The 24,306-nt window shown below is 68.4% G+C and carries 23 protein-coding genes; 10 read left to right on the top strand and 13 right to left on the bottom strand.

Annotation, left to right across the window (positions count from 1 at the left end; translation table 11 throughout):
- Positions 1-36: 36 nt before the first annotated feature.
- The 7 genes from kdpC to ACTJIL_RS01965 form a co-directional block, all read right to left on the bottom strand.
- Positions 37-627 carry a potassium-transporting ATPase subunit KdpC gene (gene kdpC / locus ACTJIL_RS01995; protein ID WP_440753922.1) on the bottom strand — a complete coding sequence of 197 codons (591 nt, stop codon included), beginning with the start codon at positions 625-627 and terminating at the stop codon, positions 37-39.
- A gap of 1 nt (position 628) precedes the next feature.
- On the bottom strand, positions 629-2,707 hold the full coding sequence (kdpB, locus tag ACTJIL_RS01990; protein ID WP_440753921.1) for a potassium-transporting ATPase subunit KdpB: 2,079 nt from the start codon (positions 2,705-2,707) through the stop codon (positions 629-631).
- A gap of 13 nt (positions 2,708-2,720) precedes the next feature.
- Positions 2,721-4,463: a potassium-transporting ATPase subunit KdpA gene (locus tag ACTJIL_RS01985; RefSeq protein WP_440753920.1), complete on the bottom strand. Its 1,743-nt coding sequence runs from the start codon at positions 4,461-4,463 to the stop codon at positions 2,721-2,723.
- Between the two features lie 9 nt (positions 4,464-4,472).
- Complete coding sequence (locus tag ACTJIL_RS01980; RefSeq protein WP_440753919.1) at positions 4,473-4,565, bottom strand: potassium-transporting ATPase subunit F; 93 nt, start codon at positions 4,563-4,565, stop codon at positions 4,473-4,475.
- 13 nt (positions 4,566-4,578) lie between these two features.
- Positions 4,579-5,328: a TorF family putative porin gene (locus tag ACTJIL_RS01975; protein WP_440753918.1), complete on the bottom strand. Its 750-nt coding sequence runs from the start codon at positions 5,326-5,328 to the stop codon at positions 4,579-4,581.
- Positions 5,329-5,542: 214 nt separating this feature from the next.
- Positions 5,543-7,378, bottom strand: coding sequence for an ABC transporter ATP-binding protein (locus tag ACTJIL_RS01970; protein ID WP_440753917.1), 1,836 nt, complete (start codon positions 7,376-7,378; stop codon positions 5,543-5,545).
- A gap of 120 nt (positions 7,379-7,498) precedes the next feature.
- Positions 7,499-9,142, bottom strand: a complete 1,644-nt coding sequence (locus tag ACTJIL_RS01965; protein WP_440753916.1) for a serine hydrolase — start codon at positions 9,140-9,142, stop codon at positions 7,499-7,501.
- 130 nt (positions 9,143-9,272) lie between these two features.
- Between ACTJIL_RS01965 and ACTJIL_RS01960 the strand changes: the two genes are divergently transcribed.
- Positions 9,273-9,704: a VOC family protein gene (locus tag ACTJIL_RS01960; protein WP_440753915.1), complete on the top strand. Its 432-nt coding sequence runs from the start codon at positions 9,273-9,275 to the stop codon at positions 9,702-9,704.
- Entirely contained in the window at positions 9,697-10,530 is an 834-nt protein-coding gene (locus tag ACTJIL_RS01955) for a DUF72 domain-containing protein (RefSeq protein ID WP_440753914.1), read from the top strand. Before ACTJIL_RS01960 ends, ACTJIL_RS01955 begins: the two co-directional genes overlap by 8 nt.
- Before the next feature lie 181 nt (positions 10,531-10,711).
- On the opposite strand, the gene ACTJIL_RS01950 is transcribed toward ACTJIL_RS01955, so the two are convergent.
- The gene (locus tag ACTJIL_RS01950; RefSeq protein WP_440753913.1) at positions 10,712-12,034 is read right to left on the bottom strand and encodes an MFS transporter; all 1,323 of its coding nucleotides are present in this window, start codon (positions 12,032-12,034) and stop codon (positions 10,712-10,714) included.
- 467 nt (positions 12,035-12,501) lie between these two features.
- Between ACTJIL_RS01950 and ACTJIL_RS01945 the strand changes: the two genes are divergently transcribed.
- Positions 12,502-13,449, top strand: coding sequence for a DMT family transporter (locus ACTJIL_RS01945; protein ID WP_440755817.1), 948 nt, complete (start codon positions 12,502-12,504; stop codon positions 13,447-13,449).
- A 15-nt stretch (positions 13,450-13,464) separates the two neighbouring features.
- Here ACTJIL_RS01945 and ACTJIL_RS01940 read toward each other — a convergent pair whose 3' ends face one another.
- Together ACTJIL_RS01940 and ACTJIL_RS01935 are read right to left on the bottom strand one after the other, a co-directional pair.
- Positions 13,465-14,097, bottom strand: coding sequence for a LysE family translocator (locus tag ACTJIL_RS01940; protein ID WP_440753912.1), 633 nt, complete (start codon positions 14,095-14,097; stop codon positions 13,465-13,467).
- 18 nt (positions 14,098-14,115) lie between these two features.
- Complete coding sequence (locus ACTJIL_RS01935; RefSeq protein WP_440753911.1) at positions 14,116-14,880, bottom strand: NIPSNAP family protein; 765 nt, start codon at positions 14,878-14,880, stop codon at positions 14,116-14,118.
- Positions 14,881-15,071: 191 nt separating this feature from the next.
- Here ACTJIL_RS01935 and ACTJIL_RS01930 point away from each other — a divergent pair, with 191 nt between their 5' ends.
- The 3 genes from ACTJIL_RS01930 to ACTJIL_RS01920 all read left to right on the top strand — a co-directional run bounded on the left by ACTJIL_RS01930 (position 15,072) and on the right by ACTJIL_RS01920 (position 17,366).
- Positions 15,072-16,019: a helix-turn-helix transcriptional regulator gene (locus tag ACTJIL_RS01930; protein WP_440753910.1), complete on the top strand. Its 948-nt coding sequence runs from the start codon at positions 15,072-15,074 to the stop codon at positions 16,017-16,019.
- Between the two features lie 142 nt (positions 16,020-16,161).
- Positions 16,162-16,692, top strand: a complete 531-nt coding sequence (locus tag ACTJIL_RS01925) for an RNA polymerase sigma factor (protein WP_440753909.1) — start codon at positions 16,162-16,164, stop codon at positions 16,690-16,692.
- A gap of 2 nt (positions 16,693-16,694) precedes the next feature.
- The gene (locus tag ACTJIL_RS01920) at positions 16,695-17,366 is read left to right on the top strand and encodes a hypothetical protein (protein WP_440753908.1); all 672 of its coding nucleotides are present in this window, start codon (positions 16,695-16,697) and stop codon (positions 17,364-17,366) included.
- Between the two features lie 195 nt (positions 17,367-17,561).
- Here the strand turns inward: ACTJIL_RS01920 and ACTJIL_RS01915 are convergent, their stop codons facing one another.
- Positions 17,562-18,086: a DUF4019 domain-containing protein gene (locus ACTJIL_RS01915; protein ID WP_440753907.1), complete on the bottom strand. Its 525-nt coding sequence runs from the start codon at positions 18,084-18,086 to the stop codon at positions 17,562-17,564.
- Between the two features lie 435 nt (positions 18,087-18,521).
- Here ACTJIL_RS01915 and ACTJIL_RS01910 point away from each other — a divergent pair, with 435 nt between their 5' ends.
- The 3 genes from ACTJIL_RS01910 (at position 18,522) to ACTJIL_RS01900 (ending at position 21,324) form a co-directional block, all read left to right on the top strand.
- A complete protein-coding gene (locus ACTJIL_RS01910) occupies positions 18,522-18,740 on the top strand; it encodes an RNA-binding S4 domain-containing protein (RefSeq protein ID WP_440753906.1) in 219 nt (72 codons plus the stop codon).
- 116 nt (positions 18,741-18,856) lie between these two features.
- Entirely contained in the window at positions 18,857-19,417 is a 561-nt protein-coding gene (locus tag ACTJIL_RS01905; RefSeq protein WP_440753905.1) for a LemA family protein, read from the top strand.
- A gap of 62 nt (positions 19,418-19,479) precedes the next feature.
- Positions 19,480-21,324, top strand: coding sequence for a DUF2207 domain-containing protein (locus ACTJIL_RS01900; RefSeq protein WP_440753904.1), 1,845 nt, complete (start codon positions 19,480-19,482; stop codon positions 21,322-21,324).
- Here ACTJIL_RS01900 and ACTJIL_RS01895 read toward each other — a convergent pair.
- Positions 21,223-22,470, bottom strand: coding sequence for a hypothetical protein (locus tag ACTJIL_RS01895; RefSeq protein ID WP_440753903.1), 1,248 nt, complete (start codon positions 22,468-22,470; stop codon positions 21,223-21,225). The two genes, ACTJIL_RS01900 and ACTJIL_RS01895, sit on opposite strands and share 102 nt — an antisense overlap.
- Positions 22,471-22,777: 307 nt before the next feature.
- Between ACTJIL_RS01895 and ACTJIL_RS01890 the strand changes: the two genes are divergently transcribed.
- Positions 22,778-23,527: a DUF4336 domain-containing protein gene (locus tag ACTJIL_RS01890; protein ID WP_440753902.1), complete on the top strand. Its 750-nt coding sequence runs from the start codon at positions 22,778-22,780 to the stop codon at positions 23,525-23,527.
- A gap of 62 nt (positions 23,528-23,589) precedes the next feature.
- On the opposite strand, the gene ACTJIL_RS01885 is transcribed toward ACTJIL_RS01890, so the two are convergent.
- Positions 23,590-24,294, bottom strand: coding sequence for a glutathione S-transferase N-terminal domain-containing protein (locus tag ACTJIL_RS01885; RefSeq protein ID WP_440753901.1), 705 nt, complete (start codon positions 24,292-24,294; stop codon positions 23,590-23,592).
- Positions 24,295-24,306: the final 12 nt, after the last annotated feature.

Genomic DNA, 24,306 nt, shown 5'->3' with positions numbered 1-24,306 from the left:
GCCCTTCCCGCGGAGGGAGAAGCCAACGACAAGGCGTCATCGCAACGCATCGAGCGCCAGGTTGAGCTCCAGCACGTTGATACGCGGTTCGCCCAGCAGGCCGAACTGCCGTGCCTGCGTGTGCCCGGCGACAAGCCTTGCGACGACATCCGGCGGCAAGCCGCGCGCCGCCGCGACGCGCGCGACCTGGACCTGCACGCCTGCGGGCGACAGATCGGGATCGAGCCCGCTGCCGGATTGCGTGACCAGCTCCGCCGGCACGTCCGCCGCCGCAATCCCGTCACGCGCGGCGACCGCGGCCGTGGTGTCATCGATGCGCTGGCGCAGGCCGGGATTGCTGCGCGCCTGGTTGCTGCCGGCGGCGGCCATCGGATCGTAATTCGCAGCCGATGGCCGCGGCTGGAAATAGCGTGCGTCGCCGAAGGGCTGTGCCACCAGCGCCGAACCGACCGCGACGCCGTCACGTTCGATGATGCTGCCGGTGGCTTGCACCGGGAACAGCGCGCGGCCGAGGCCGGCTCCCGCCAGCGAGTAGAGCAGCCCCATCACCAGCAGCGCGACCAGCGCCAGGCCGAGCGAGGCCCGCAGGTTGCAGGCATTGTCGAGCACGGGAGTTTCAGTCTTCATTTCAGGCTCCGCCGACCGCTGCCAGCAGCAGGTCGATCAATTTGATGCCGACGAACGGCAGGAGCACGCCGCCGACGCCGTAGACCAGCATGTTCCGGCGCAGCAACGACACTGCACTGGCCGGCTTGAAGCGGACGCCCTTCAGCGCAAGCGGGATCAGCGCCGGGATGACCAGCGCATTGAAGATCAACGCCGCCAGCACCGCGTTGGCCGGGCTGGACAGATGCATCACGTCGAGCGCCGCCATCTGCGGAATGCTGGCGGCGAAGATCGCCGGCAGGATCGCGAAGTACTTCGAAACGTCGTTCGCCAGCGAGAACGTGGTCAGTGCGCCGCGCGTGATCAACTGCTGCTTTCCGACCTCGACCACGGCCAGCAACTTCGCCGGATCGCTGTCGAGATCGATCATGTTGCCCGCTTCCTTCGCCGCCTGGGTCCCCGAGTTCATTGCCAGCCCGACGTCGGCCTGCGCCAGCGCGGGGGCATCGTTGGTGCCGTCGCCGACCATCGCCACCAGCTTGCCGCTGGCCTGCTCGGCACGGATCCGCGCCAGCTTGTCCTCCGGCGTGGCCTCGGCGATGAAATCGTCGACACCGGCTTCGGCTGCAATGGCGGCGGCCGTGAGCGGATTGTCACCGGTGATCATCACCGTGCGTACGCCCATCGCGCGCAGCCGCGCGAACTTTTCCTTGACGCCGTGCTTGACCACGTCCGACAGCTCGATCACGCCAAGCACGTGGCGACCATCCGACACCACCAGTGGCGTGGCGCCGCTGCGCGCGACCTGGTCGATGCGCGCCAGCAGTTCCGACTCGACCTGCCCGCCCAGCACACGCACATGCCTGGCGATGGCATCGCCGGAACCCTTGCGGATCACGCGCGTCTCGTTGCCCTCGCCCTGCGAGGTCATGACTGGCAGGTCCACGCCCGACATCCGTGTCTGCGCGCTGAACTGCACGTACTCGGCGCGATCCGGTTCGGCGACGGTGCAACCCTGTTCGCGCGCCAGCCTGACGATCGACTTGCCTTCCGGCGTCGGGTCGGCCAGCGACGACAGGAGCGCCGCGTCGCGCAATACCGCGGCATCGATGCCAGCCAGTGGATGGAACACGGTCGCCTGGCGGTCGCCGTGGGTGATCGTGCCGGTCTTGTCGAGCAATAGCACATCGACGTCGCCCGCGACTTCCACCGCCTTGCCGGATTTCGCCAGCACGTTGGCCGACAGCGCGCGGTTCATGCCGGCGATGCCGATCGCCGGCAACAGGCCGCCGATCGTTGTCGGGATCAGGCAGACCAGCAGGGCGATCAGCAACAACGGATCGACGTGCACGCCGACGAAGGCGCCGATCGCGGGCAAGGTGGCGACCACGATCAGGAAAGTCAGCGTCATCGCCGCCAGCAGCATCGTCAGCGCGATCTCATTGGGCGTCTTCTGGCGATTCGCACCCTCGACCAGCGCGATCATGCGGTCCAGGAAGCTGTGGCCCGGCTCCGCAGTGATGCGGATGATGATCTCGTCGGACAGCACCTTGGTCCCACCGATCACGCCGGAACGATCGGTGCCGGCCTCGCGCAACACCGGGGCCGATTCGCCGGTGACCGCGGATTCGTTGATGGTGGCAACGCCGCGTTCGATCTCGCCATCGGCAGGGATCAGCTCGCCTGCCGAGACGATGACCAGGTCACCGGGGCGCAACTCGGCGGCGACGATCTTCGTCTCGCTGCCGCCGAGCAGCGTGTCGACGCGCCGCGCCACCAGATCCTTGCGCGCACGTCGCAACGATGCCGCCTGGCCGCGGCCGCGGGCCTCGGCGACGGCTTCCGCGAAGTTGGCGAATAGCACCGTCACCAGCAGGATCACGGCGACCGCCGCACCGAATGCCGCGTTGCCGTCGCCGAACACTGCGATCAGCGCGGACAGGACCGTGCCTGCCATCACCACCGCGATCACGGGGCTGCCCATCAGGTGCCGCGGCGCAAGCTTGATGAAGGCCTGCGCCAGCGCCTGCCGGAATGCGGTGGCATCGATGAGCGCCGGATGGCCGACGCGGGTCTTGCCTGGATGGATCGTGTCAGTCATTGGATTTCCCCGCTCAGTAAGCGACGAGCGTGAGGTGGTCGGCGACCGGGCCCAGTACCAGCGCCGGCATGAATTGCAGCACCGTCAGGATCACGATCACCGCGATCATCGTCAGCGCGAACGTCGCCGATTCGATGCGCAGGGTGCCCACGCCCTCCGGCGCGACGCGCTTTCGCGCCATCAGCCCGGCAACCGCCAGCGGCACGATCAGCGCCGGATACCGGCCCAGCGCGAGGACCACGGCGCAGCTCAGGTTCCACCAGTACGTGGCATCGCCCAGGCCTTCGAAACCGGAACCGTTGTTGGCATACGCCGAGGTGTACTCGTAGAACACCTGGCTGATGCCGTGAAAGCCCGGAGTGGAACTTCCGGTGATCGCGGGAATCGCCAGCGTCACCGCGGTGAAGCCGAGGATGACCAGCGGTTGCAGCAGGATCAGCAAGGCCAGCAGCCGCACTTCGGCCGCCTCGATCTTGCGTCCGAACAGTTCCGGCGTGCGTCCGGTCATCAGCCCAGCGAGGAAGACGCTCAGCAGCAGGTACACCAGGAACTGCTGCAGGCCGCAGCCCACGCCGCCCCAGATCGCGTTGATCAGCATGTTGGACATCGCCACCATGCCGGTCAGCGGCGCCAGCGAATCGTGCATGGCATTGACCGAGCCGTTGTTGACCTGCGTGGTCATCGACGACCACACCGCAGAGGCTTCCGCCCCCAGGCGCACCTCCTTGCCTTCCATCAGCGCCGGGTCGGCCGCGGTCGCCGAATGTGCCTCGGACCACACCGACAGGCCGGTCGAAGCCAGCGACATCAGCAGCATCGTGCCGAACACCAGCGCGGTCAGTTTCCGGCGCCGCGTGAACGGACCGACCATGAAGGCGATCGCGACCGGGATCAGCAGGATGCCGAGGTTCTCGATCAGGTTGGACAACGGCGTGGGGTTCTCCAGCGCGACCGAGCTGTTCGGTCCATACCAGCCGCCACCGTTGGAACCGAGCTGCTTGGCCGCGACCATCGGCGACACCGGGCCCAGCGGGATCTTCTGCGATGTCATCCCGGCACTGGCATCGACCGGCGTGACCACCGGGCCCGCGGCGAGCGTCGACGGCACGCCCTGGCTGGTCAGCAGCAGCGACCACAGCAGGCACAGCGGCAGCATGAAGCGGAACGTCGCCCGGACCACGTCGGCCCAGTAGTTGCCGACATCGCGATCGCCGCCTTCGCCGACATGGCCCTGCGCGACGTGCGCATCGGCGAGCCGTGTGCCGGCATGCTCCATTTCCCCGCGCCCGCCGAACAGGGCGCGTAACGTGGCGACCACCATCGCCAGCCCCATCATCGGCGTCACCACCTGCAGGCCGACGATGCCGACCATCTGCGACAGGTACGACAACTGCGCCTGTCCCGAATAGTGCTGCTGGTTGGTGTTGGTGAGAAACGACACCATCGTGTGCAGCGCGGTGTCCCAGCGCATGTTGGGGATGTCGTCCGGATTGAGCGGCAGCCAGGCCTGGGTCATGAACAACACCCAGACGATGACGCCGATCAGCAGATTGCTGAGCACGAAGGCCTTGGCGTATCCGCGCCAGCTCATGCCGCGCGAAGGGTCGGTACCGAGCACGCGATAGATAGGCTTTTCGATCCAGCCGAACCACGCATCCACGCGCATCGGCGCGCCGCGCATCACCGCGGCCAGGTAACGGCCCAGTGGCCAGCCGAGGACGATGGCCAGGACGAAAAGGAAGAGGAATTCATTCATCGTGGCGACTCAGAAGCGCTCGGGATACAGGATCACGAACAGGAGATAGGCGGCCGCGATGATGACCGCGATCGCACAGAGCATTGCCAACCAGTCGGGCATTTCATTTCTCCTTTCAGAAGGATGTCTGCAACGCCGCTTCGACGCGGCTGCCTGCGAGTTCGTCACCGAAGAAATCCTCCGCCCTCGAACTCGTGGTGTGCGCGGTGAAGCGGGCCTCGACGGCGGGTTTCGAGCCGGCTGCAGTGAGCGCCCATACCGCGCTGAGTGAACCGTGCGCGTAACTGTCGTCGCGATGGTCGCCGTCAAGATCCTTGAGGTCGTAGTAACCCGCGATTGCCTCGAAACGGAGCCGGTCGTTGAGCGGCCACTTCGCACCGACGAGGCCGTAGATTCCGCTGTCGCCGTAGCCGAGTGCTTCGTTCGAATAGCCAAGCGAGGCCCAGTAGTTGCCCTTCCAGGTCACTGTGCCATTGAGCTCGGTCCAGTCGAGATCGCTGGTCGTCGACGGATAGGCGTAATGCAGCACGTTGACGTCGATCGCCCAGTCGGCGCCAAGGCTCCGCCCCCAGCCCAGGGTGAAATCGAACTCGCTGCTGGCATGGGTTTCGGGCGCGAACTCCACGTTCGAAGCCCAGGCCGAGCCGTAGAGGCCGGAGTCGCCGGCGATCTTGAAGCCGACCTGCACTGCAGGATCGCCGTGGGTCTGTGTGCTGCCGCGCCAGATGTAGTCGCTGGTCAGCGCGGCGTTGCCGCTGAGCTCGGCGGCATCGGCACGGAATGCGGCCGACAGCAGCAACGCGCCGACACAGGCTGCGCCGACAGACGCCGGAACGGCATGGATAGATGGAACTTGCAGGGACATGCCGATACCCGATGGATGCATCGCGCCCCGATCGGGCACGATGAAATTCTCGGGCGGCGGCCTGTAAAGTCGCTATGCCGGATACAGGACAGAGGCATAAATTCCGCGTAAATATTCGCGTGCGACTGTAGGTGCGGCTTCAGCCGCGAGCTCTTTCGCTTTCCTGGCAACCAGAAGAAAGGCTCGCAGCCGGAGCCGCTCCTGCACGGACTTGCTAGATGGCATCCGCGGCGACGAAGCCGCCCGTCTGCCGCTGCCAGAGCCTCGCGTACAGCCCGGCGCGCGCGATCAGTTCCCCATGCGTGCCGCTCTCGACGATGCGGCCCTGGTCCATCACCACCAGCCGGTCCATGCGTGCGATCGTCGACAGGCGATGCGCGATGGCGATGACGGTCTTGCCTTCCATCAGCACGTCTAGGCTGTCCTGGATCGCGGCCTCCACCTCGGAATCGAGCGCAGAGGTTGCTTCGTCCAGCAGCAGGATGGGCGCGTCCTTGAGCAGCACCCGCGCGATGGCGATGCGCTGGCGCTGGCCGCCGGACAGCTTGACCCCGCGCTCGCCCACCTGCGCCTCATAACCGGTGCGGCCCTCGCCATCGACCAGCGAGGCAATGAAACCGTCCGCACGCGCACCACGCACCGCGGCCTCGATCCGGGCTTGCGTCGCATCCGGCCGGCCATACAGCAGGTTGTCGCGGATCGAGCGGTGCAGCAGCGAGGTGTCCTGGGTGACCACGCCGATCTGCCCGCGCAGGCTTTCCTGGGTGACGCCGGCGATGTCCTGCCCATCGACCAGGATGCGGCCGGCTTCAAGGTCGTACAGGCGCAGCAGCACGTTCACCAGCGTCGATTTTCCCGCACCCGATGGCCCGACCAGGCCGATGCGTTCGCCGGGCCGCACCACCAGGTCGAGGCCGGAGATCACCCCGCCCCGCTTCCCATAGTGGAAGTGGATGTCCTCGAAGCGGATCGCGCCGTGCGTCACCAGCAGCGGCTTCGCATCCACGCGATCGACCACCGTGCGCGGCTGCGCGACCGTGGTCATGCCGTCCTGCACGGTCCCGATGTCCTCGAAGATGCCGTTGACCACCCACATGATCCAGCCGGACATGTTGTTGATGCGGATCACCAGCCCGGTCGACAGCGCAATGTCGCCGACGGTGATCGAGCCCCGGCTCCACAGCCACAAACCCAGCGCCGAGGTACCGACGATCAGCAGGCCGTTGAAGGTGGTGATGCTCACGTCCATCGCCGTGGTCATGCGCGTCATCAGGCGTACCTTGTCGGCGTTGTCGGCGATCGCCTCGCCCACGTAGGCGTCCTCGCGGCCTTCGTGCGGGAACAGCTTGAGCGTGGTGATATTGGTGTAGCCGTCGACCACCCGGCCCATCACGCCGGACCTCGCCTGCGAGGCCTGCCACGAGCGTTGCTTCACCCGCGGCACGAAGAACGCAAGCAGCGCGACATAACCGAGCACCCAGAGCGCCAGTGGCAGCATCAGCCATGCGTCGGCCTTCGCAAACAGCACCAGCGCAGTGCCGGTGTAGACCGCCACGTACCAGATCGCGTCGACGATCTGCACCGCCGACTCGCGCAGCGACGCGCCGGTCTGCATGATGCGATTGGCGATGCGGCCGGCGTAGTCGTTCTGGAAGAACGCCAGGCTTTGCCGCACCACGTAGCGATGCTGCTGCCAGCGCACGCGCGCGGTCAGGCCCGGCACCAGCGCCTGGTTGACCATCAGGTCGTGCAGTCCGAGCAGGAGCGGTCGCGCGATCAGGGCGACGAACGCCATCCACGCCAATTCGCCTCCATGCCGCGTGAAGAAGCCGGCGACCGGCTCCGCGGCCAGGTCGACGAGGCGACCAAGGAAGTTGAACAGCGCCACTTCGACCAGCGCGACGAAGAAGCCGAGCACGCAGATCGACAACAGGATCCCGCGCACCTGGCGCAGGTAGTGCCAGTAGAAGCGCCACACGCCGCGCGGCGGCATGCCGTCGCCCGGCTCGGCGAAGATGTCGACCAGCGATTCGAACCAGCGGAAGATCATGCGCGGCTCCGGGCGGAGCGGCGCATTGTCGCATTCGCGGCGTGACCGCCGCGGAGATGGAAAGGATGTTACGGGAGCGGCTTCAGCCGCTCCTGCAGGGGCGTTGGATGCCTGCCGGGGCTATCGCTTCTCCACCGGCGCCAGCCGCAGGTCCTGGAAGTCGAAGCTGAAATCGGTCTGCGGCGAGACCGGCACCATCCGCGCCTCGACGATCTTGCCGTCCGGGTCCAGCGAGAACGTCAGGAACGCGTCGGCGTTCAACCCGCGGTCGCGCCAGCGGACGATGTAGGTGTCGTGCTGCCAGTGCTCCAGGTCGCCAAGCAGCTGCGCGGTCTTCGAGAACTGCAGCTGCAGGCCCTTGCCATCATGGCTGATCACGACGTCGCCATACCACGGGTCGCGATAGGTGCCGGCGTACTTGTCCAGCGGCAACGAGGGTTTGGAACCTGCGTCGCGCGCGGCCTCGTGCTGCTGCCAGCTTTCATCGGCCTTGGCCTGCGACTTGGCCATTGACGCGGCGTAAGCCGCCACCCAGTCGGTCCTCGGCGCACCGAGGTAGGCGTCGAGCACGCGCATGGTGATGGCGTTGAACGCCGAACCGACCTCGGCGCTCGTCAGTACCACCACGCCCAACTTCTCCCCGGGCACCAGGGTCAGGCGCGACACCATGCCCGGCCAACCGCCGGTGTGGTAGACGAGCTTGCTGCCGCGGTAGTCGGTGAGCACCCAGCCTTCGCCGTAGCCGAGGAAGTTGGGCTTCGTCGCCGCCAGCTCCGGGACCGACGGCTCGGAGATCGGCATCGGCGTGAGCACCGACCACATCTCCTTCTGCCGCTTGGCGCTGAACAGGCGCCTGGCGTCGTCGCCCTCGCCTGAGATCACGCCGCCATCGAGCTGCACGCGCATCCACTTCGACAGGTCGTGGACGCTGGAGTAGATGCCGCCGGCGCCGGCCACGTTCGACCAGGTCAACGGCGCGACCGGCTTGAGGTCCTTGAAATCGAACTTGGCGTGGCCGGTGGCGACATTGTCGCCGGGCTTGAGGTAGTCGGCGTTGAAACGCGTCTCGGCCATGCCCAGCGGCCCGAAGATGCGGGTGCGCAGGAACTGTTCGTACGACATCCCGCTGGCCTGCTCGATCACCTGCTGGGCAACGCCGAACAGGATGTTGTCGTAGGCATAGCGTTCGCGGAAGCCGCCGCTGATCGGCACGTCGCGCAGGCGCTCGGCCACCTCGCGCGCGGTGTAGGTGGTGGTGGGCCAGAACAGCAGGTCGCCGGCGCCCAGGCCCAGGCCGCTGCGATGCGCCAGCAGGTCGCGCACCTGCATCTCGCGGGTGATGTAGGCATCGGACATGCGGAACCACGGCAGGTGGTCGATCACGCGATCGTCGAGCTTGAGCTTGCCTTCGTCGGCGAGGATCGAGATCGACGCGGCGGTGAAGGCCTTGGTGTTCGATGCGATCGCGAACTGCGTGTGCGCGTCCACCTTTTCCGGCTCGCCGAGCTTGCGTACACCATAGCCGCGCTCGAGCACCACCTGGCCATCCTTGATCACCGCGACCGCGATCCCGGGCACGTCGAACTGCTCGCGCACGCGCTCGACGTAGGCGTCGAGGTCCTGCAGCTCCGCAGGTACCGCTCCGGCATCGACGGCAGCCGTCGCAACCGGGGCCGCGGGCGGCGCGGCGAATGCGGCACCACAGGAGAAAGCGATGAACAGGACAGGACAGGCGCGGCGCAGGAGCGTCGAGGCGGCAAGCATGCGGTTTCCCCGGTGGAGTGACCGCTGCATTGTAGACAGGCGCGGCCGCTCGCCGGAACCGCCCGCCTGGCACAGGACGTTGACGTCGGAAAGTCGTAGATTCGGGGTTCCCGCAACCTTGGAGTCCGCGATGTCCAGTGCCGCCGACACCACCGCCACCATCATTCCCTGCCTGCGCTATCGCGACGCCTTCGCGGCGATCGACTGGTTGTGCCGGGCGTTCGGCTTCGAGAAGCAAGCCGTCTACGCCGATGGCGACACCGTGCACCACGCGCAGCTGACCTTCGGCAACGGCATGATCATGCTCGGCTCGGCCGACAACGCCAGCGACTGGGGCCGGCAGATCGCGCAGCCGGAGGAGATCGGCAAGCGCGAAACCCAGAGCCCGTGCGTGATCGTGCGCGACACCGATGCGCACTACGCTCGGGCGAAGGCGGCCGGCGCGCAGATCGTGATGGACATCAGCGACCAGGACTATGGCGGCCGCGGTTACTCCTGCCGCGACCTCGAAGGCCACCTGTGGTGGTTCGGCAGCTACGACCCGTGGAAAGCACATGACTGACGACCTGTTCACCGCGGCGCCGCCGAAACCCGTTGACGGCATCCGCGCCGGCATCGGCGGCTGGACGTTCGCGCCGTGGCGCAACAACTTCTATCCGACCGGCCTGGTGCAGCGGCGCGAGCTCGAGTACGCCAGCCGCCACGTCAGCGCGATCGAGATCAACGGCACCTATTACGGCACGCAGAAGCCGGCGACGTACGCGAAATGGCGCGACGAAACGCCGGAGGGCTTCCTGTTCTCGGCCAAGGCGCCGAAGCGGATCATGGCCTCAAGAGTGCTGGCGAAGGCCGGCGCGCAGGTCGAGGATTTCATCGGTGGCATCGTCGAACTCGGCGACCGGCTCGGGCCGCTGGTCTGGCAGTTCGATCGCGGCACGAAGATCGAAACCGATGATTTCACGGCGTTCCTCGAACTGCTGCCGAAACAGGCTGGCGGGCGTGCGCTGCGGCACGTGCTCGACGTTCGCGATCCGGAATTCGTCGACGCACGCTACCTCGCGCTGGTGCGCGGACATGGCATGGCCACGGTGTTCACCGATTCGCCGGAGCACCCATCGTTCGCCGACGTCACCGCGGATTTCGTCTATGCACGACTGATGCGGTCCCGCGCAGATGTCGAGACCGGCTATCCCGGCGACGAGCTGCGGCAGTGGGCGGTGCGTGCACGCCAGTGGGCGGCCGGCAAGGAGCCCGATGACCTGCCGCGGATCAGCCCGGCACCCAGGAAGCCCGCCGCCAAGCGCGACGTTTTCATCTATTTCATCAGCGCGGCGAAGGAGCGCAATCCGGCGGCGGCGATGACGCTGCTCCAAGAACTTGGCGCGTGATCCCCGCCCTGCTCTGCAGGAGCGGCTTCAGCCGCGAGCTTTTGATTTTGGCCCCTCCCCCTGCGACGGCAGGGGGAGGCTGGGAGGGGGTGCCCACGGTTCTCGCTGATCCCAAAGGCACCCCTAGCCCTCCCCTGCCTCCGCAGGGGGAGGGAGTCGAAGCTCGCGGCTGAAGCGGCTTCTACAAGGGGGAGGCCGAAGGCGTGCCGCCGCCGTGGCGCCGCAGCAGGTGCACCGCCACGCCCAGCCCCACCGCGCAGGCCAGCGCGACGTAATGGGCGGGCGCCAGTCCGCCGAAGCGCGCCGACAGCCATCCCACGAGCGGCGGCGTGATTCCGCCGAAGATCGCGTAGGCGATGTTGTAGGAGAACGACAACCCCGAAAACCGCACCGCCGGCGGAAACGCGGCGACCATGATCGTGGGCACCACCCCGACCACGCCGGTGAAGCCACCAGCGATGGCGTACAGCAGCAGGAAGTGCGCCGTGCTCCCCGATACCAGGTGCAGGTAGAGCGCGTACGTACTCACCGCCAGCCCCAGCACGCCCGCCAGCAGCGCGCGCGCCGGGCCGAACCGGTCCGCGCCCCAGCCGAACGCCAGGCAGCCCAGCATCAGTGCCGCGGTGGCGATGCTGTTGCCGTTGAAGGCCAGCGCGGGCGGCATCGCGAACGAGGCCTGCACCAGCGTGGGCGTCATCAGCACGACGACCAGGATCGCCGCGGTCAGGGTCCACGTCGCCAGCATCGACAATGCCACCGCACCGCGATGCGCGGCCAGCACCTGGCGCACCGGGAAGCCTTCCGCCAGCGCCTTGCGCTCGCGCAGTTCGGCGAACACCGGCGTCTCGCTGAGCCAGCGGCGCAGCCATACCGCAAGAAAGCCGAACACGCCACCGAGCAGGAACGGCGCGCGCCAGACCCAGTCGTGCACCTGCTGCTGGCTGTAGTGCCCGTTGATCCAGGCCGCGAGCAGCGAGCCGATCAATATCCCCGCGGTCAGCCCCGAAGTCAGGCTGCCGCAGGCGAAGCCCACCCGCCCGCGCGGCGCATGCTCGGCGACGAATACCCACGCCCCCGGCACCTCGCCACCGACCGCGATGCCCTGCACCACGCGCAGCAGCAGCAGCAGCAAGGGCGCGAACATGCCCGCCTGCGCGTAGGTCGGCAGCAGGCCGATCAGCAGGGTCGGCACCGACATCAGGAACACGCTGAGCGTGAACATGCGCTTGCGCCCGACCAGGTCGCCAAAGTGCGCCATCACGATCCCGCCCAGCGGCCGCGCCAGGTACCCCGTGGCGAAGATGCCGTAGGCCTGCAGCTGCGCCAGCCAGGGCGCGGTGTCGGGCGGGAAGAACAGCGCGCCCAGCACCTTGGCGAAGAACACGAACACGACGAAGTCGTAGAACTCGAGAGCCCCGCCCAGCGCCGACAGCGTCAGTGTCCGCGCGTCGCGGCGGTCGAAGGGGCGTGGCGCGGCGATGCCGGAAGCGGAGGTCTCGTGCATGGCCCGCATTTTGTCCCGGAGGCGGCCGTCCACGCCACGCCGGATAGCCGACGACCTTCGGGAGCAGCTTCAGCCGCCCCACAGGGTCCTGCTTCTGCTGTTTCTTCTGCCGTTGCCCTTCGCCCTTGACCCTCGGGGCCCCTCCGAAGCGGCGGGGGCGGCGGGCCAAACCCCGCAGGGGCGGCGCGCATGGATGCGCGGCGTTTTCCGCAGGGGCAGGATGCCCCTTCGGAAAATTCCCGCCGGCTCCGCGAACCCGGTGCGCAGCATCGGGCGCGCAGGCGGGGTGTGTTTCTTTGCGCCAGGTTTCTTTGCACAAGCAAAGAAAGGTGGCTCGCGCCGTCACGGCGCGAAACGCTTTTGGTTCCGCAAGGTCCCTGCCCCTTCTTCAAAGAGGCCAACTCGCGCCTGAAGCCCGCACCGAAGCACCCAAGCAAGGCGATAATGCCCCCAGCCTCCCCACCCCCATCCCCATGACTCCCGCCGCCAAAGCCCAGTGGCAGATCCACCTGTGCGTCCTGCTGTGGGGATTCACCGCCATCTTCGGCAAGCTCATCACCTTGCCCGCGCTGCCACTGGTGTGGTGGCGCATGCTGCTGGTTACCGCCACGCTCGCGCTGTTGCCGCGGGTCTGGCGCGGATTGCGCGCGATGTCGCCGCGGCTGCTGCTGGCCTATGCCGGCATCGGTGCGCTGGTGGCGCTGCACTGGCTGACCTTCTACGGCGCGATCAAGCTGTCCAATGCTTCGGTCGGCGCCACCTGCATCGCGCTGGGCACACCGATGACCGCGCTGCTGGAGCCGTGGCTCACCGGGCGGCGCTTCTCGTGGCGCGACGTGCTGCTGGGCATCGCGGTGCTGCCGGGCGTGGCGCTGGTGGTCGGCGGCGTCCCTGAAGGCATGCATCTCGGCATCGCGGTCGGCGCGCTCTCGGCGCTGCTGGTGGCGATCTTCGGCTCGCTCAACAAGCGCTTCGTCGAACACGGCGAACCGCTGGCGATCACCGCGCTGGAACTAGGCGCCGGCACTCTGCTGCTCACCGCGCTGGCGCCGCTGATGCCACTGCTGTTCCCGGCCTTCTCGGGCACGCTGTTCGCTCTGCCCGATGCGCACGACCTAGGCCTGCTGCTGGCGCTGGCGCTGGCCTGCACATTGTTCCCGTTCGCCCTGTCACTGGTGGCGCTGCGGCACATGAGTGCCTTCGCCGCGCAGCTGGCGGTGAACCTGGAACCGGTCTACGCGATCATGCTGGCGATCGTCCTACTGGGCGAGCAGCACGAACTGTCGACCCAGTTCTACGTCGGCGTGGCCATCATCCTCGGCGCGGTGCTGGTGTATCCGCTGTTCGGGCCGCGGCGGCGCATCGCGCATCCCGAAGTGCTGGCGACGGCGGAATCCAAGGGGATCGTGGAGTAGCAGCGCGCAGGCCGGTCACGCCAGCCGCCAGCCTTCCCACGCGGTGAACAGCGCCGCCGCCAGCAGCAGCGCGCCAACGCCGCGCGCCACCAGCAGGTTGGCCGCCGGCCGCGCTTCGAGCCAGCCACGCACGCGGTCGCCCGCCAGCGCCATGCCGCCATACACGCCGGCCTGGCAGGCGGCGATGATCGCCCACAGCACCAGCGCCTGCAGCCACAGCGGGCCGTACTCGGGCTTCAGGAACTGCGGGAACACCGCCAGCATGAACAGATAAGCCTTCGGGTTGAGCAGGCAAGTCGCCATGCCCTGCCCGAACGTCGCCGTACGCGTGCGCGCCGAAATCGACGGCAAGGCACCGAACGCCGCGCGACTGCGCAGCAGCGACCCGCCGATCCAGGCGATGTAGGCCGCGCCTGCCAGCAACATGCCGTTGAACGCGGCCGGCACCAGCTTCAGCACCGCCATGATCCCGAGCGCGCCCATCAGCACGTGGCAGGCGCCGCCGGCGATCACGCCCGCGGTGGCCGCCAGGCCCGAGCGCTTGCCGCCGACCAGCGAACTGGCGATCACGTAGGCCATGTCCAGGCCCGGCAGCAGCACCACGCCGAACACCATCACGAAGAACAGCCACAGGTGCGCGGTCTGCATCGGCGGTCTCCGGCAACGTCAACGCGGCAGCCGCGAGCGCGCGGTTGGCGACAACAGCAGGATGTCGGGCGCGCGCGGCGCGTCTTCGCCGAGCGTGCCCATGGCCGCCTGCCAGCGTGGGGACCGGGCGAGCGCGGCGAGGTAGCGTTCGTACCCGGCGCGGTCGGCGAACTGCGCGAACCACGCCAGCACCGATTCTCCCTCGCGCACCGGCAGGCGCGGGAAGCTGTTCTGCGCCGGCTCGGTGGCGAGCGCGGCCAGCGGCGTCGCGCCCGCTTGCGCCTGCAACGATGCGATCGACGCCGCCAGTGCACGCTGCGCCGGCGTAGGCAGCGCGGGCAGGTAGAGCAGCCGCGCCTCCACCAGCCCCGGCGGGATCGCGACCGCGTCCCGCGGCGCCAGCGCCCGATCATCGAAGGGGAAGCCCGTGCCTGCCTGCAGCGGCTGGAGCAGCAGCACGTTGTTCGAATCGATCATCGTGGCGTTGGCGGTGTCGCGGTGTGCCTGCCAGACCGGCCCGTCGTAGAACGCCTGCAACGCGTCGCGCCGTCCCGGCATGCCGGAGAAGCCGCGCAGCCAGACGAAGCGATCGGGATTGGCGAGGTCGCGGAAGGTACCGATCAGGCGAATACCGGTCGCTTCCTGCGACTCGACGAACTCGCGCTCGAACAGGTCGATCAGCACATCGCGCTTGAACGGATGCAGCGTGTACTGGCGCAATTCGACCACGGCGCAGCAGGTGGCGCCGGGCGTGGGCATGGCGGACGAGGGTTGCGTGGGCATGGCAGGCTCCCGGGCGGACACGCAGGCGACGAAGGCGAGCAGCGCGGCGGCCAGGGCGCGCGCCGCGGTTGGGGCTGGCACGGCTGTTCGATGGACCGGATGCATGCGCCTTCCCCGTCTGTGCAGTGAGGACGCCATCCTCCACCCGAATCAGGTCTAAATCCGCCCTGATTCGAGCGTAGGATGCGTCCATGGAACGCCCCGCCACCCGCGTGCTGGCCGTGCTCGAGCTGCTGCAGGCCCACGGCCGCATGAGCGGCCCGGAGCTGGCGCGGCGGATCGGCGTCGACGGCCGCACCCTGCGCCGCTACATCGCCGCGCTGGAGGAAATCGGCATCCCGGTCACCGCCGGGCGCGGCCGCCATGGCGGCTATGCGCTGATGCCCGGCTTCAAGTTGCCGCCGATGGTGTTCACCGACGACGAAGCGCTGGCGCTGTCGGTCGGCCTGCTCGCGGCGCGCGGGCTGGGCCTGGCCGAGTCGGCACCGGCGGTGGCCAGCGCGCAGGCCAAGCTCGAACGGGTGATGCCGGCCAACCTCAAGCGCCGCGTGCGCGCGATCGACGAAACCGTCGCGCTCGACCTCGCCCATGCGGATGCCAGCGCCGACAGCGCGGCGCTGGTGGTGTTGAGCCAGGCCGCGCAGGCGCGCCAGCGCGTGCATCTGCATTACCGGACCGCGCAACGCGGCGCGAGCGAACGCGACTTCGATCCCTATGGCCTGGCCTGGCGCGGCGGGCGCTGGTACGCAGTGGGGCACTGCCACCTGCGCGGCGGCGTGCGCTCGTTCCGGCTCGACCGCATCGAACAGGTGCATCCGGTGCCGGCAAGTTTCGGCCGCCCGGACGACTTCGATGCCCTCGCCCATCTGGTGTTTTCGATGGCAACGCTGCCGCGCACGCATGCGATCGAGGTGTTGCTGCACGCGGACGTGGCCACTGCGCGACGCGAGATCTTCGACACCATCGGCGTGCTCGAGCCCGCAGGCGACGGCACGGTCCTGTTCGCGCAGGCCGATGATCTCGACTGGTTCGCGCGCGAACTCTCGCGCCTGCCGTTCGGCTTCGAAGTGCGCCACCCCGCGACGCTGCGCGCCGCACTGCGCGACCACGCCAATCGCCTGCAACATCTCGCAATGTAGGCACGCCCATGGGCGCGATGGCTTCATCGGGGAGGCCGTCGCGCCCATGGGGCGCCCCTGTACACCCCTGGTGTGACAAACCCGCCCACGCCGCGAACCATGTCCACGACGGGCACAATCGCCCCACGGGCCACGACCACGGATGCACGCCAGCGCCACCATGACCGCGGACGCCCGCCAGGCTTTCGACGACCTGCTGCAGCAGCACCGCGGGATCGTGTTCAAGGTCGCCAACGCCTATGCGCGCAGTGCCGAGGACCGTGACGATCTCGCCCAGGAGATCGCCGTGCAGCTGTGGCGCGCCTGGCCTGGCTACGACCCGGCGCGCCGGTTCTCGACGTGGATGTACCGCGTCGCATTGAACGTGGGGATCTCGTTCCTGCGCAGCGACGGCCACCGGCGCAGGCATGTCGTGCCGCTCGACGAAGCCGTCCACGACATCGCGGACGACAGCGCAATCGACCACGAAACCGCCGAGTCGCTGCGCATGCTGCAGCGCTTCATCGCCACGCTCGAACCGCTCAACCGCGCCCTGCTGCTGCTCTACCTCGACGAGCGCAGTACCCGCGAGATGGCCGAGGTGCTGGGCATCTCCGAAAGCAACGTCACCACCAAGATCAGCCGCCTCAGGCAGCGCATCCGCGACCACGTCGCGCCCCCCGGAACCGAATGACGATGGAATCGACCATGGAACTCGACGAACTCAAGCAGGCCTGGCAGTCGCTCGATCGCCAGCTGCAGCAGCAGAAACGGATCAACCTGGAACTGCTCACCGAAACCCGCCTGCGCAAGGCGAAAGCCGGCCTGCGCTGGCTGCAGGCGCTGAGCGTCGGGCAGATCCTGGTCGGCCTGGTGGTCACGGTCTTCTGCGCCAGGTTCTGGATCGCACACATGGAAGCACCGGCGCTGCTGCTGTCCGGCATCGTCCTGCACGTCTACGGCGTTGCCATGATCATCGCCGGGGTGATGGAGATGCTGCTGCTCGTGCGCACCGACTACGCCGCGCAGGTCGTCACCATCCAGAAGTACCTGAACCTGCTGCGGCAGTGGCGCATCCGGACCCGGCGCTGGTTTGGCCTGGCGCAGTGGATCCTGTGGATCCCGGTGATCCTGGTGATGCTCGAGTACTGGCTCGGCTTCGACCTGTGGACGCATTCGCCGGCCACGGTGGGCGGATTCCTCGCGGTGGGCGTCACCGGGCTGCTGCTGACCCTGTGGCTGATGTACGGGTCGCCGCGCGCCTTGCGCCGGCGCGTCGCCGGCTACGTCGACGACAACAGCACCGGCGCGCTGCTCAAGCGGGCACAGGCGACGCTCGACGAGATCGTCCGCTTCGAACGCGAGTAGCGCCCTGTCGCGGGTGCGGCTTGGCCGCAGGCCTTCCCGCCCCCGATCCTGCAGGAGCGGCTTCAGCCGCGAGCTTTTTCGACCGGACCTGCCGCGGATTGAAAGAGCTCGCGGCTGAAGCCGCTCCTACAAAAGGATAAAAAAGGCGGGGCCGGTTTCCCGGTCCCGCCCGATTCCACATCGATCCGGTCGTGCTTACTTGCCGTCGCTCGGCCCGCGCAGGCTGTAGCCCGACACGCGCCAGGTCTTGTCCTCGTCGAGGCGGAACGACACCAGCTCGCGCACCGGCGTCTGCGACTTGGCGAACGTGGAGGGCACGGCGACGTTGAGGTAGAAGCCTTCCGGCACCTGGGCCCCGGCCGGGAACTGCGAGCGGCTCACCGCCGGGTTGCCGCGCGAAGAGACCTTGCCGAGGTTGTTGCGGTCGATGGTGATCTGCTTGACGAAATCGTCGCGCGTGACCATCCGCTTCATGGTGGCCGATGCGTTGTCCCAGATCTCGCCGATCTGGTTGGCGTCGACCATCTGCATCACCTGCAGCGCGGCCTTGCTCATGTCGGTGTTCTGCTTGGCCAGCTGCGCCTGCTGCTGCGGCGTGAGCGTCTGCTGGGCCGGGCGGGCGGCGGGCTGCTGCGCGGGCTGCGCCGGCTGTGCCTGTTGCGCCGAGGCGGTGCCGATGCAGGCCATGAGGGCAACAGACAGCAGGAAACGATGGTTCATGCGGGTTCCTCGGTGCAGAATTGGATGTGGTCCAAGTCTACGCCAAGCCCCTCCATGCCCGGCAAGCTTCGGGGTTCCCCCTGCTTCGGCGCTGCGAGAGAGCACATCTCGCTGAACGGGTGATCTGACCGGCTGGCACGGCCGTTCTGGCCGTCGAGCTGCCGGGCAACGCCAGTCAGGATGGACCGGCACGACAGCGGGACCACCACGATCGCAGCTCCGCAGCAGAGACGGCCCGCACGCCGGGCGCCATGGCGAGGATCCACCGGCGGAGGCGAGTGCTCCGGCCTTGCGCCGCAACCGGACCCGTTCCAGGGAATCGCACGCGTGCGCCCAACCGGCCGAGTGTTCCTGCGGACGGCGCGTCAGCGGATCGGCGCTTGTCCTGCGGCGGCATTACCGCGAGACTCGCCGGACTTCCCCCTGGCAGGCCCGATGCAGCAACTCGACTTCCGCCTCGAACGCGACTTCATCGAACTCAACCAGCTGCTCAAGCTCGCCGGCCTGTGCGACAGCGGCGGCGCCGGCAAGGCGCTGGTCGCCAGCGGCGCGGTGCGCGTGGACGGCGTGGTGGAGATGCGCAAGACCTGCAAGATCCGCGCGGGCCAGCGGGTCGAACTGGACGATGTCCGCATCGACGTCGCCGCGGGCTGACGGGTTGCGAAGCAATTGGCCAGGGGCTCGCGGCTGAAGCCGCCGCCACAGGATCGAAGGCATCCGCAACGCCTGCCCGATACAGTAACGGCACCCCCACGAAAGGAATCGCACGCGTGACGACATCCTTCCTGCTGCTGGCCATCCTCGTCGCCGCCCTGCTGGCCTGGGCGGTGATGCTGTTCAACCGCCTGGTGCGCCTGCGCAATCAGGTGCGCACCGCGTGGGCCGACATCGACGTGCAGCTCACCCGTCGCCACGACCTGGTGCCATTGCTGGTCGCCGCGGTGAAGGGCTATGCCGACCACGAGGAGACGCTGCTCGAAGCAGTCACCACCCTGCGCGCGCAGGCCACCGCCGAGCGCGCACCGGGCAGGCTCGGCGAGGTCGAAGGCCAGCTGGAGCACGCGCTCGGGCGGCTGGTCGCGCTCAAGGAAGCCTATCCGGACCTCAAGGCCAACCAGAACTTCCTGCAGCTGCAGCGCGATCTGGTCGGCGTGGAGGAAACGCTGCAGTACGCGCGGCGCTTCTACAACGGCGCGGTGCGCGACTACAACGACGCCACGCAGCGCGTTCCGGACCTGCTGGTGGCGCGCAGCTGCGGCTTTTCCTCCGCCGAATTCTTCCAGGCCGGCGACGACCAGCGCACGGCGGTGAAAGTGGAGCTGCCGCGATGATCCGCACCGCAGCGGGAATGGCCATGGCCGCGATGAAGCGCACGGCGAAGACAATCGCGGCCATGGTCGCTCCCACGGGCCTGGCGCTGCTCTTGCTTGCCGGCACGGCGCAGGCGCAGGAGCGCATCCTGTCCCACGACAGCGTGATCGAGGTGCGCGCCGACGGCAGCCTCGATATCACCGAGGACATCCGCGTGCGCGCCGAGGGCAGCGCCATCCGCCGCGGCATCTATCGCGACTTCCCCACCCGCTACAAGGATCGTTTCGGCAACCGCGTGGTGGTCGGCTTCGAGGTGCTGGACGTGCAGCGCGACGGCAGGCCCGAGCCCTGGTTCACCCAGCGCCGCGCCAACGGCATGCGCATCAACACCGGCAACGACGACTTCCTGCAGGTGCCCGCCGACTACACCTATCGCCTGCATTACCGCACCACCCGCCAGCTCGGCTTCTTCGACGACCACGACGAGCTGTACTTCAACGCCATCGGCACCGGCTGGGACTTCGCGATCGAACACGGCAGCGTCGAGGTGCGGCTGCCGCGGCCGGTACCGGTCGCGGACATGAAGGCCGAGGGCTACACCGGCGGCTACGGTTCGACCGCGCGGGCGTTCGAGGCCGCCCTGCCGGCGCCGGGCGTTGCGCGCTGGACGCTGTCGCAGCCGCTGCGGCCCGGCCAAGGCATGACCGTGGTGCTCTCGTTCCCGAAGGGGATCGTCGCCGCACCGGATGGCGCGCAGAAGGCGTGGTGGCTGCTGAAGGACAACAGCGCGGTCCTGATCGCACTGTGCGGGTTCGTGGTGCTGCTGGTGTTCTGCCTCGTCCGCTGGCGCCAGGTCGGCCGCGACCCGCGGCAGGGCGTGGTGGTGGTGCGCTACGACCCGCCAGGCGATGGCTCGTCGGGCGAGTTCTCGCCGGCCGACCTGCGCTTCGTCAAACGCACGGGCTACGACATCCGCTGCTTCTCGTCGGACCTGCTGGCCAGCGCCGTCGACGGAAAGGTGCGCATCCACAAGGAAAAGGAAGCGGGTTCGACCTCGGACGCGTGGCGCCTGGAATACCTCGCCGCACCCGGTGCGGATGCCGCGCCTGGCGCAGGCGATGCTTATGGCCTGCGCCAAGCGCTCGACCTGGTGCTCAGGCGCGGTCGCGGGATGGACACCGACGGCATCCCCGGCCCGCGCCGGCTGCTCGATGCGCTGTTCAAGGACGGCCCCGAGCTGGAACTCGACAACTCCAACGCCGCCACCGTGGGCAACGCGCGCATGCTGCATGCCCTCCAGCTGGAGAAGCGCTTCAACCCGCGCATGTTCAGCCGCAACGGCAGCAGCATCGTGCTGGCGATCCTGATCCTGGTGCTGACGGCCATGCTCACCGTCGGCGTCGGCGTGATCTGGCTCCGTTCCGGCGGCTTGCTGCTGGTGCTGCCGATCGCGATCGCGATGCTGGCGACCGTGGTCGTGTTCGGCATCGTGATCAAGGCGCCGACACCGGAGGGCCGCAAGCTGCTCGACGCCATCGAGGGCTTCAAGCGCTACCTGGAGGTGGCCGAGCGCGACGAACTGGCCGGCATGCAGGGCCCTGACGGGCCGCCGATGCTCGACGCCAAGCGCTACGAACGGCTGCTGCCGTATGCGGTGGCGCTCGACGTGGAAGAGGCCTGGACGAAGAAATTCACCCTCGCCGTCGGCGCCGCGGCGGCCGCGGCGACCACCGCGGCGATCACCTGGTACCAGGGCGGGCACGTCGACAACCTGGGCAGCCTGAGCCAGGCGATCGGCAGCAGCCTGACCTCGCAGATCGCCTCGTCAGCCACCCCGCCCGGCAGTTCCTCCGGCAGTTCCTCTGGCGGAGGCGGCGGTGGTTTCTCCGGCGGCGGCGGCGGTGGCGGCGGCGGCGGCGGCCGCTGACACCCGGCCCGCGCGTCGCAGGCTGACCAGCGGGCCATCGGCGGCGCAGGTCTCGTCCGGGAATCCGTATTCGTTCCCCAGCGACACCGCGCAGGCCGCGACCGCGGCCTGGTCGTCCGCCATCTCGCAGCGGCTCGTGAACGCGCGCAGGAAGGCATCCCGGCGCTTGACGAAATCGTCGCCGCACTTGCGCGCCAGGATGATGCGGTCGAGGTCGTCCTGCACCGCGTTGGCGCCCGACAGCCCGTATTCGCGCAACTCGTTGGCGTCGAGCAGGCGCAGGCTGCGATTGGGCACGGTCATCATCAGGTCGGCCACCGCCACCGAGGCGCCGTTGCGCTCCAGGTATTCCTTGATCTCGCCGTAGACCTCGCGCAGTTCCTGGCTCAGCTCGGCGCGCGTGGTGGCCTGCGAGCCGACCCGCACCATGCGATGGATGCCGACCTTGCCGGCGATATCGCGCTCGTCGCCGGAGGCCAGCACCAGCACGCAGGCGCTGTGGCAGATCGAATCGGCGCGCACGCGGATCGTCCACTGCGAGCCGGCGATCGCGTCGCCGGCCGGCATCGCGTCTTCCACGCGACCACCGGTGGAATCGATGTCGAGGATGCGGGTGCCGATCTCCATGCGGTCGGCCATCGCCGCGGTGCGCTGCATCAGCGCGGTGAAGTCGCTGCTGATCTTGCCTTCGTAGCGCAGCCGCACGGCGCCGCGTTCGCGGCACGGCGACATGGCGGCCTCGACGTCCTTGAACCCCAGGTCAACCAGCGGGCGCGGCTCGTCGACCGGCCCGTCGGCGATCGCGACAGCGGCATCGTCGGCAGCGTCATCCCGCGTGTCTTCCTCCGCGGGCACGGGCGACGCAGGCGTGGCGGCAGCGTCGGCCACGCCCAGCGCCGCGGCGGCGACGTCCGGGTGCGACGGCGGCGCAGCGGCATCGGCCTGTCCCGCCGGCGGCGCCGGATCGGGGACGACTGCGAGCGTGCCGGGCGGCGGTGCGCCGGCATGGTCGCAATCGATCCACGCCTCGCCGGACACCAGCCGCAGCGCCGGCCAGTCGGTGCCCTTGAGCAGTTCGGCCTGGGTGACCCTGGCCGGCTTGGCATCGCTGCTGACCGCGCCGGCGTCCTCGCTGCCGCTGGCCACGACGGTTTTCGGCGGCGCCGGAACGGGCGCCGGCGCCTGTTGCCGACAGGCCGCCGGCAGCAGGCAGGCGATGGCGAGGCAAGGCAGCAGGAACCGCTGGGACGGAAGGCGAAACCGGGCGGGGATCACGGAAGAAGACTCTGGTCAATGGCGCGACACCATAGTCTATGGCCCATGCGCACCCGCGACCGAATGCGCGATGAATACTCCGTTCCGCACCGCCGGGAGCGCGCCAAGCGTCGGCCGGGAACACAGCCTCCACGCCGAGCGCGCGACAATGCCGCCGCAGCCCGCATGCGAGACGCCGATGGCCCACCCAGCGATTGCCTGCTATCCGCCGCTCGACACGCTCAAGCCGGTGGCCACCGACGCCTGGATCGTCGACGGCCCGGTCATCCACTTCGGCATGCCCTGGCCGAAGATGCCCTTCCCCACCCGGATGACGCTGCTGCGCCTGCGTGACGGCGACCTGTTCGTGCACTCCCCCACGCCGCTGACCGACGCATTGCGCGAACAGATCGCCGAGATCGGCACGCCACGCTGGATCATCGGCCCCAACCGCATCCATTACTGGTGGATCCCCGACTGGAAGCGCGCCTACCCCGATGCCGGGATTTGGCTGGCGCCGCGCATCCGCGAGCAGGCCGGCCCGCGCATCGACTTCGACGCGCATCGGCTGGACGCCGAAACCGGTTATCCGTGGGACGGCGCGATCTCCACCCTCCCGGTCGCCGGCAGCTTCATGACCGAGGTCGAGTTCTTCCACCACCCAAGCCGGACGCTGGTGCTCACCGACTTCATCGAGAACTTCGAGCCCGACAAGCTCGGCAGCTGGTGGATGCAGTGGCTCACGCGCCTGGGCGGCGTGCGCGACCCGGACGGCTCGATGCCGCGCGACATGCGCCGCACCTTCCTGCGCCAGCGGCCGCAGCTCCAGGCCGCGGTCGAACGCATGCTGGCCTGGCAACCCGAGCGCGTGGTGCTGGCCCACGGCCGCTGGTACGAGCGCGACGGCACGGTGGAGCTGCGGCGCGCGTTTCGCTGGCTGCTGGAATAGAGCCTGGAGCGGCTTCAGCCGCGAGCTTCCTGGAAACCGCGGCGCAAAAAACTCGTGGCCCGCTAGTCGCGCGCCGGGATCTGCAATCCGCGCTGCACCGCCGGGCGTGCCAGGCCGCGTTCGAGCCAGGCCACGACGTTGCCGAAGCCGTCGTACTCCACCAGCTCGCGCGCCTCGTAGAAGGTGATCAGGTTGTTCACCCAGCCGAGCGTGGCGATGTCGGCAATGCTGTAGTCGTCGCCCATGATCCAGTCGCGCCCTTCGAGCCGGCCATCGAGCACGCCCAGCAGCCGCTTCGACTCGTCGACATAGCGTTGCAGCGGCCGCTTGTCTTCGTATTCCTTGCCGCCGAACTTGTTGAAGAATCCCAGCTGCCCGAACATCGGGCCGATCGACGCCATCTGGAAGAACACCCACTGGATCGTTTCCCAGCGCGCGGCGGCATCGGCAGGAATGAACTTGCCGCTCTTGTCGGCCAGGTACATCAGGATCGCGCCGGATTCGAACAGGCCCAGCGGCTTTCCGCCCGGGCCGTCGGGATCGATGATCGCCGGGATCTTGCCGTTGGGATTGAGCGCCAGGAACTCGGGCAGATGGCTCTCGTTCTCCATGATGTCCACCAGGTGCGCCTCGTAAGGCAACCCGGTTTCCTCGAGCATGATCGAGGCCTTGACCCCGTTGGGGGTGTTGAGCGAGTACAGCTGGATGCGGTCAGGATGCGCCGCCGGCCAGCGGCTTGCGATGGGGAAGGCGGAAAGGTCGGCCACGTCGTGCTCCTG

The organism is Luteimonas sp. 22616 (genome assembly GCF_052044325.1).
GTDB lineage: Bacteria > Pseudomonadota > Gammaproteobacteria > Xanthomonadales > Xanthomonadaceae > Luteimonas.
Note: the sequence above shows the minus strand (reverse complement) of the source record. Positions and strands in the feature narration are given on the sequence as shown.

Bases quoted from the DNA above. Each gene is read 5' to 3' on its own strand.
- ACTJIL_RS01910 (WP_440753906.1), top strand. From the start codon at position 18,522: ATGCAGCAACTCGACTTCCGCCTCGAACGCGACTTCATCGAACTCAAC.
- ACTJIL_RS01985 (WP_440753920.1), bottom strand. From the start codon at position 4,463: ATGAATGAATTCCTCTTCCTTTTCGTCCTGGCCATCGTCCTCGGCTGG.
- ACTJIL_RS01940 (WP_440753912.1), bottom strand. From the start codon at position 14,097: ATGCAGACCGCGCACCTGTGGCTGTTCTTCGTGATGGTGTTCGGCGTG.
- ACTJIL_RS01935 (WP_440753911.1), bottom strand. From the start codon at position 14,880: ATGCCCACGCAACCCTCGTCCGCCATGCCCACGCCCGGCGCCACCTGC.
- ACTJIL_RS01980 (WP_440753919.1), bottom strand. From the start codon at position 4,565: ATGCCCGACTGGTTGGCAATGCTCTGTGCGATCGCGGTCATCATCGCG.
- ACTJIL_RS01900 (WP_440753904.1), top strand. From the start codon at position 19,480: ATGGTCGCTCCCACGGGCCTGGCGCTGCTCTTGCTTGCCGGCACGGCG.
- ACTJIL_RS01975 (WP_440753918.1), bottom strand. From the start codon at position 5,328: ATGTCCCTGCAAGTTCCATCTATCCATGCCGTTCCGGCGTCTGTCGGC.
- ACTJIL_RS01965 (WP_440753916.1), bottom strand. From the start codon at position 9,142: ATGCTTGCCGCCTCGACGCTCCTGCGCCGCGCCTGTCCTGTCCTGTTC.
- kdpB (WP_440753921.1), bottom strand. From the start codon at position 2,707: ATGACTGACACGATCCATCCAGGCAAGACCCGCGTCGGCCATCCGGCG.
- ACTJIL_RS01930 (WP_440753910.1), top strand. From the start codon at position 15,072: ATGGAACGCCCCGCCACCCGCGTGCTGGCCGTGCTCGAGCTGCTGCAG.
- ACTJIL_RS01960 (WP_440753915.1), top strand. From the start codon at position 9,273: ATGTCCAGTGCCGCCGACACCACCGCCACCATCATTCCCTGCCTGCGC.
- ACTJIL_RS01915 (WP_440753907.1), bottom strand. From the start codon at position 18,086: ATGAACCATCGTTTCCTGCTGTCTGTTGCCCTCATGGCCTGCATCGGC.
- ACTJIL_RS01925 (WP_440753909.1), top strand. From the start codon at position 16,162: ATGCACGCCAGCGCCACCATGACCGCGGACGCCCGCCAGGCTTTCGAC.
- kdpC (WP_440753922.1), bottom strand. From the start codon at position 627: ATGAAGACTGAAACTCCCGTGCTCGACAATGCCTGCAACCTGCGGGCC.
- ACTJIL_RS01955 (WP_440753914.1), top strand. From the start codon at position 9,697: ATGACTGACGACCTGTTCACCGCGGCGCCGCCGAAACCCGTTGACGGC.
- ACTJIL_RS01970 (WP_440753917.1), bottom strand. From the start codon at position 7,378: ATGATCTTCCGCTGGTTCGAATCGCTGGTCGACATCTTCGCCGAGCCG.
- ACTJIL_RS01920 (WP_440753908.1), top strand. From the start codon at position 16,695: ATGGAATCGACCATGGAACTCGACGAACTCAAGCAGGCCTGGCAGTCG.
- ACTJIL_RS01890 (WP_440753902.1), top strand. From the start codon at position 22,778: ATGGCCCACCCAGCGATTGCCTGCTATCCGCCGCTCGACACGCTCAAG.
- ACTJIL_RS01950 (WP_440753913.1), bottom strand. From the start codon at position 12,034: ATGCACGAGACCTCCGCTTCCGGCATCGCCGCGCCACGCCCCTTCGAC.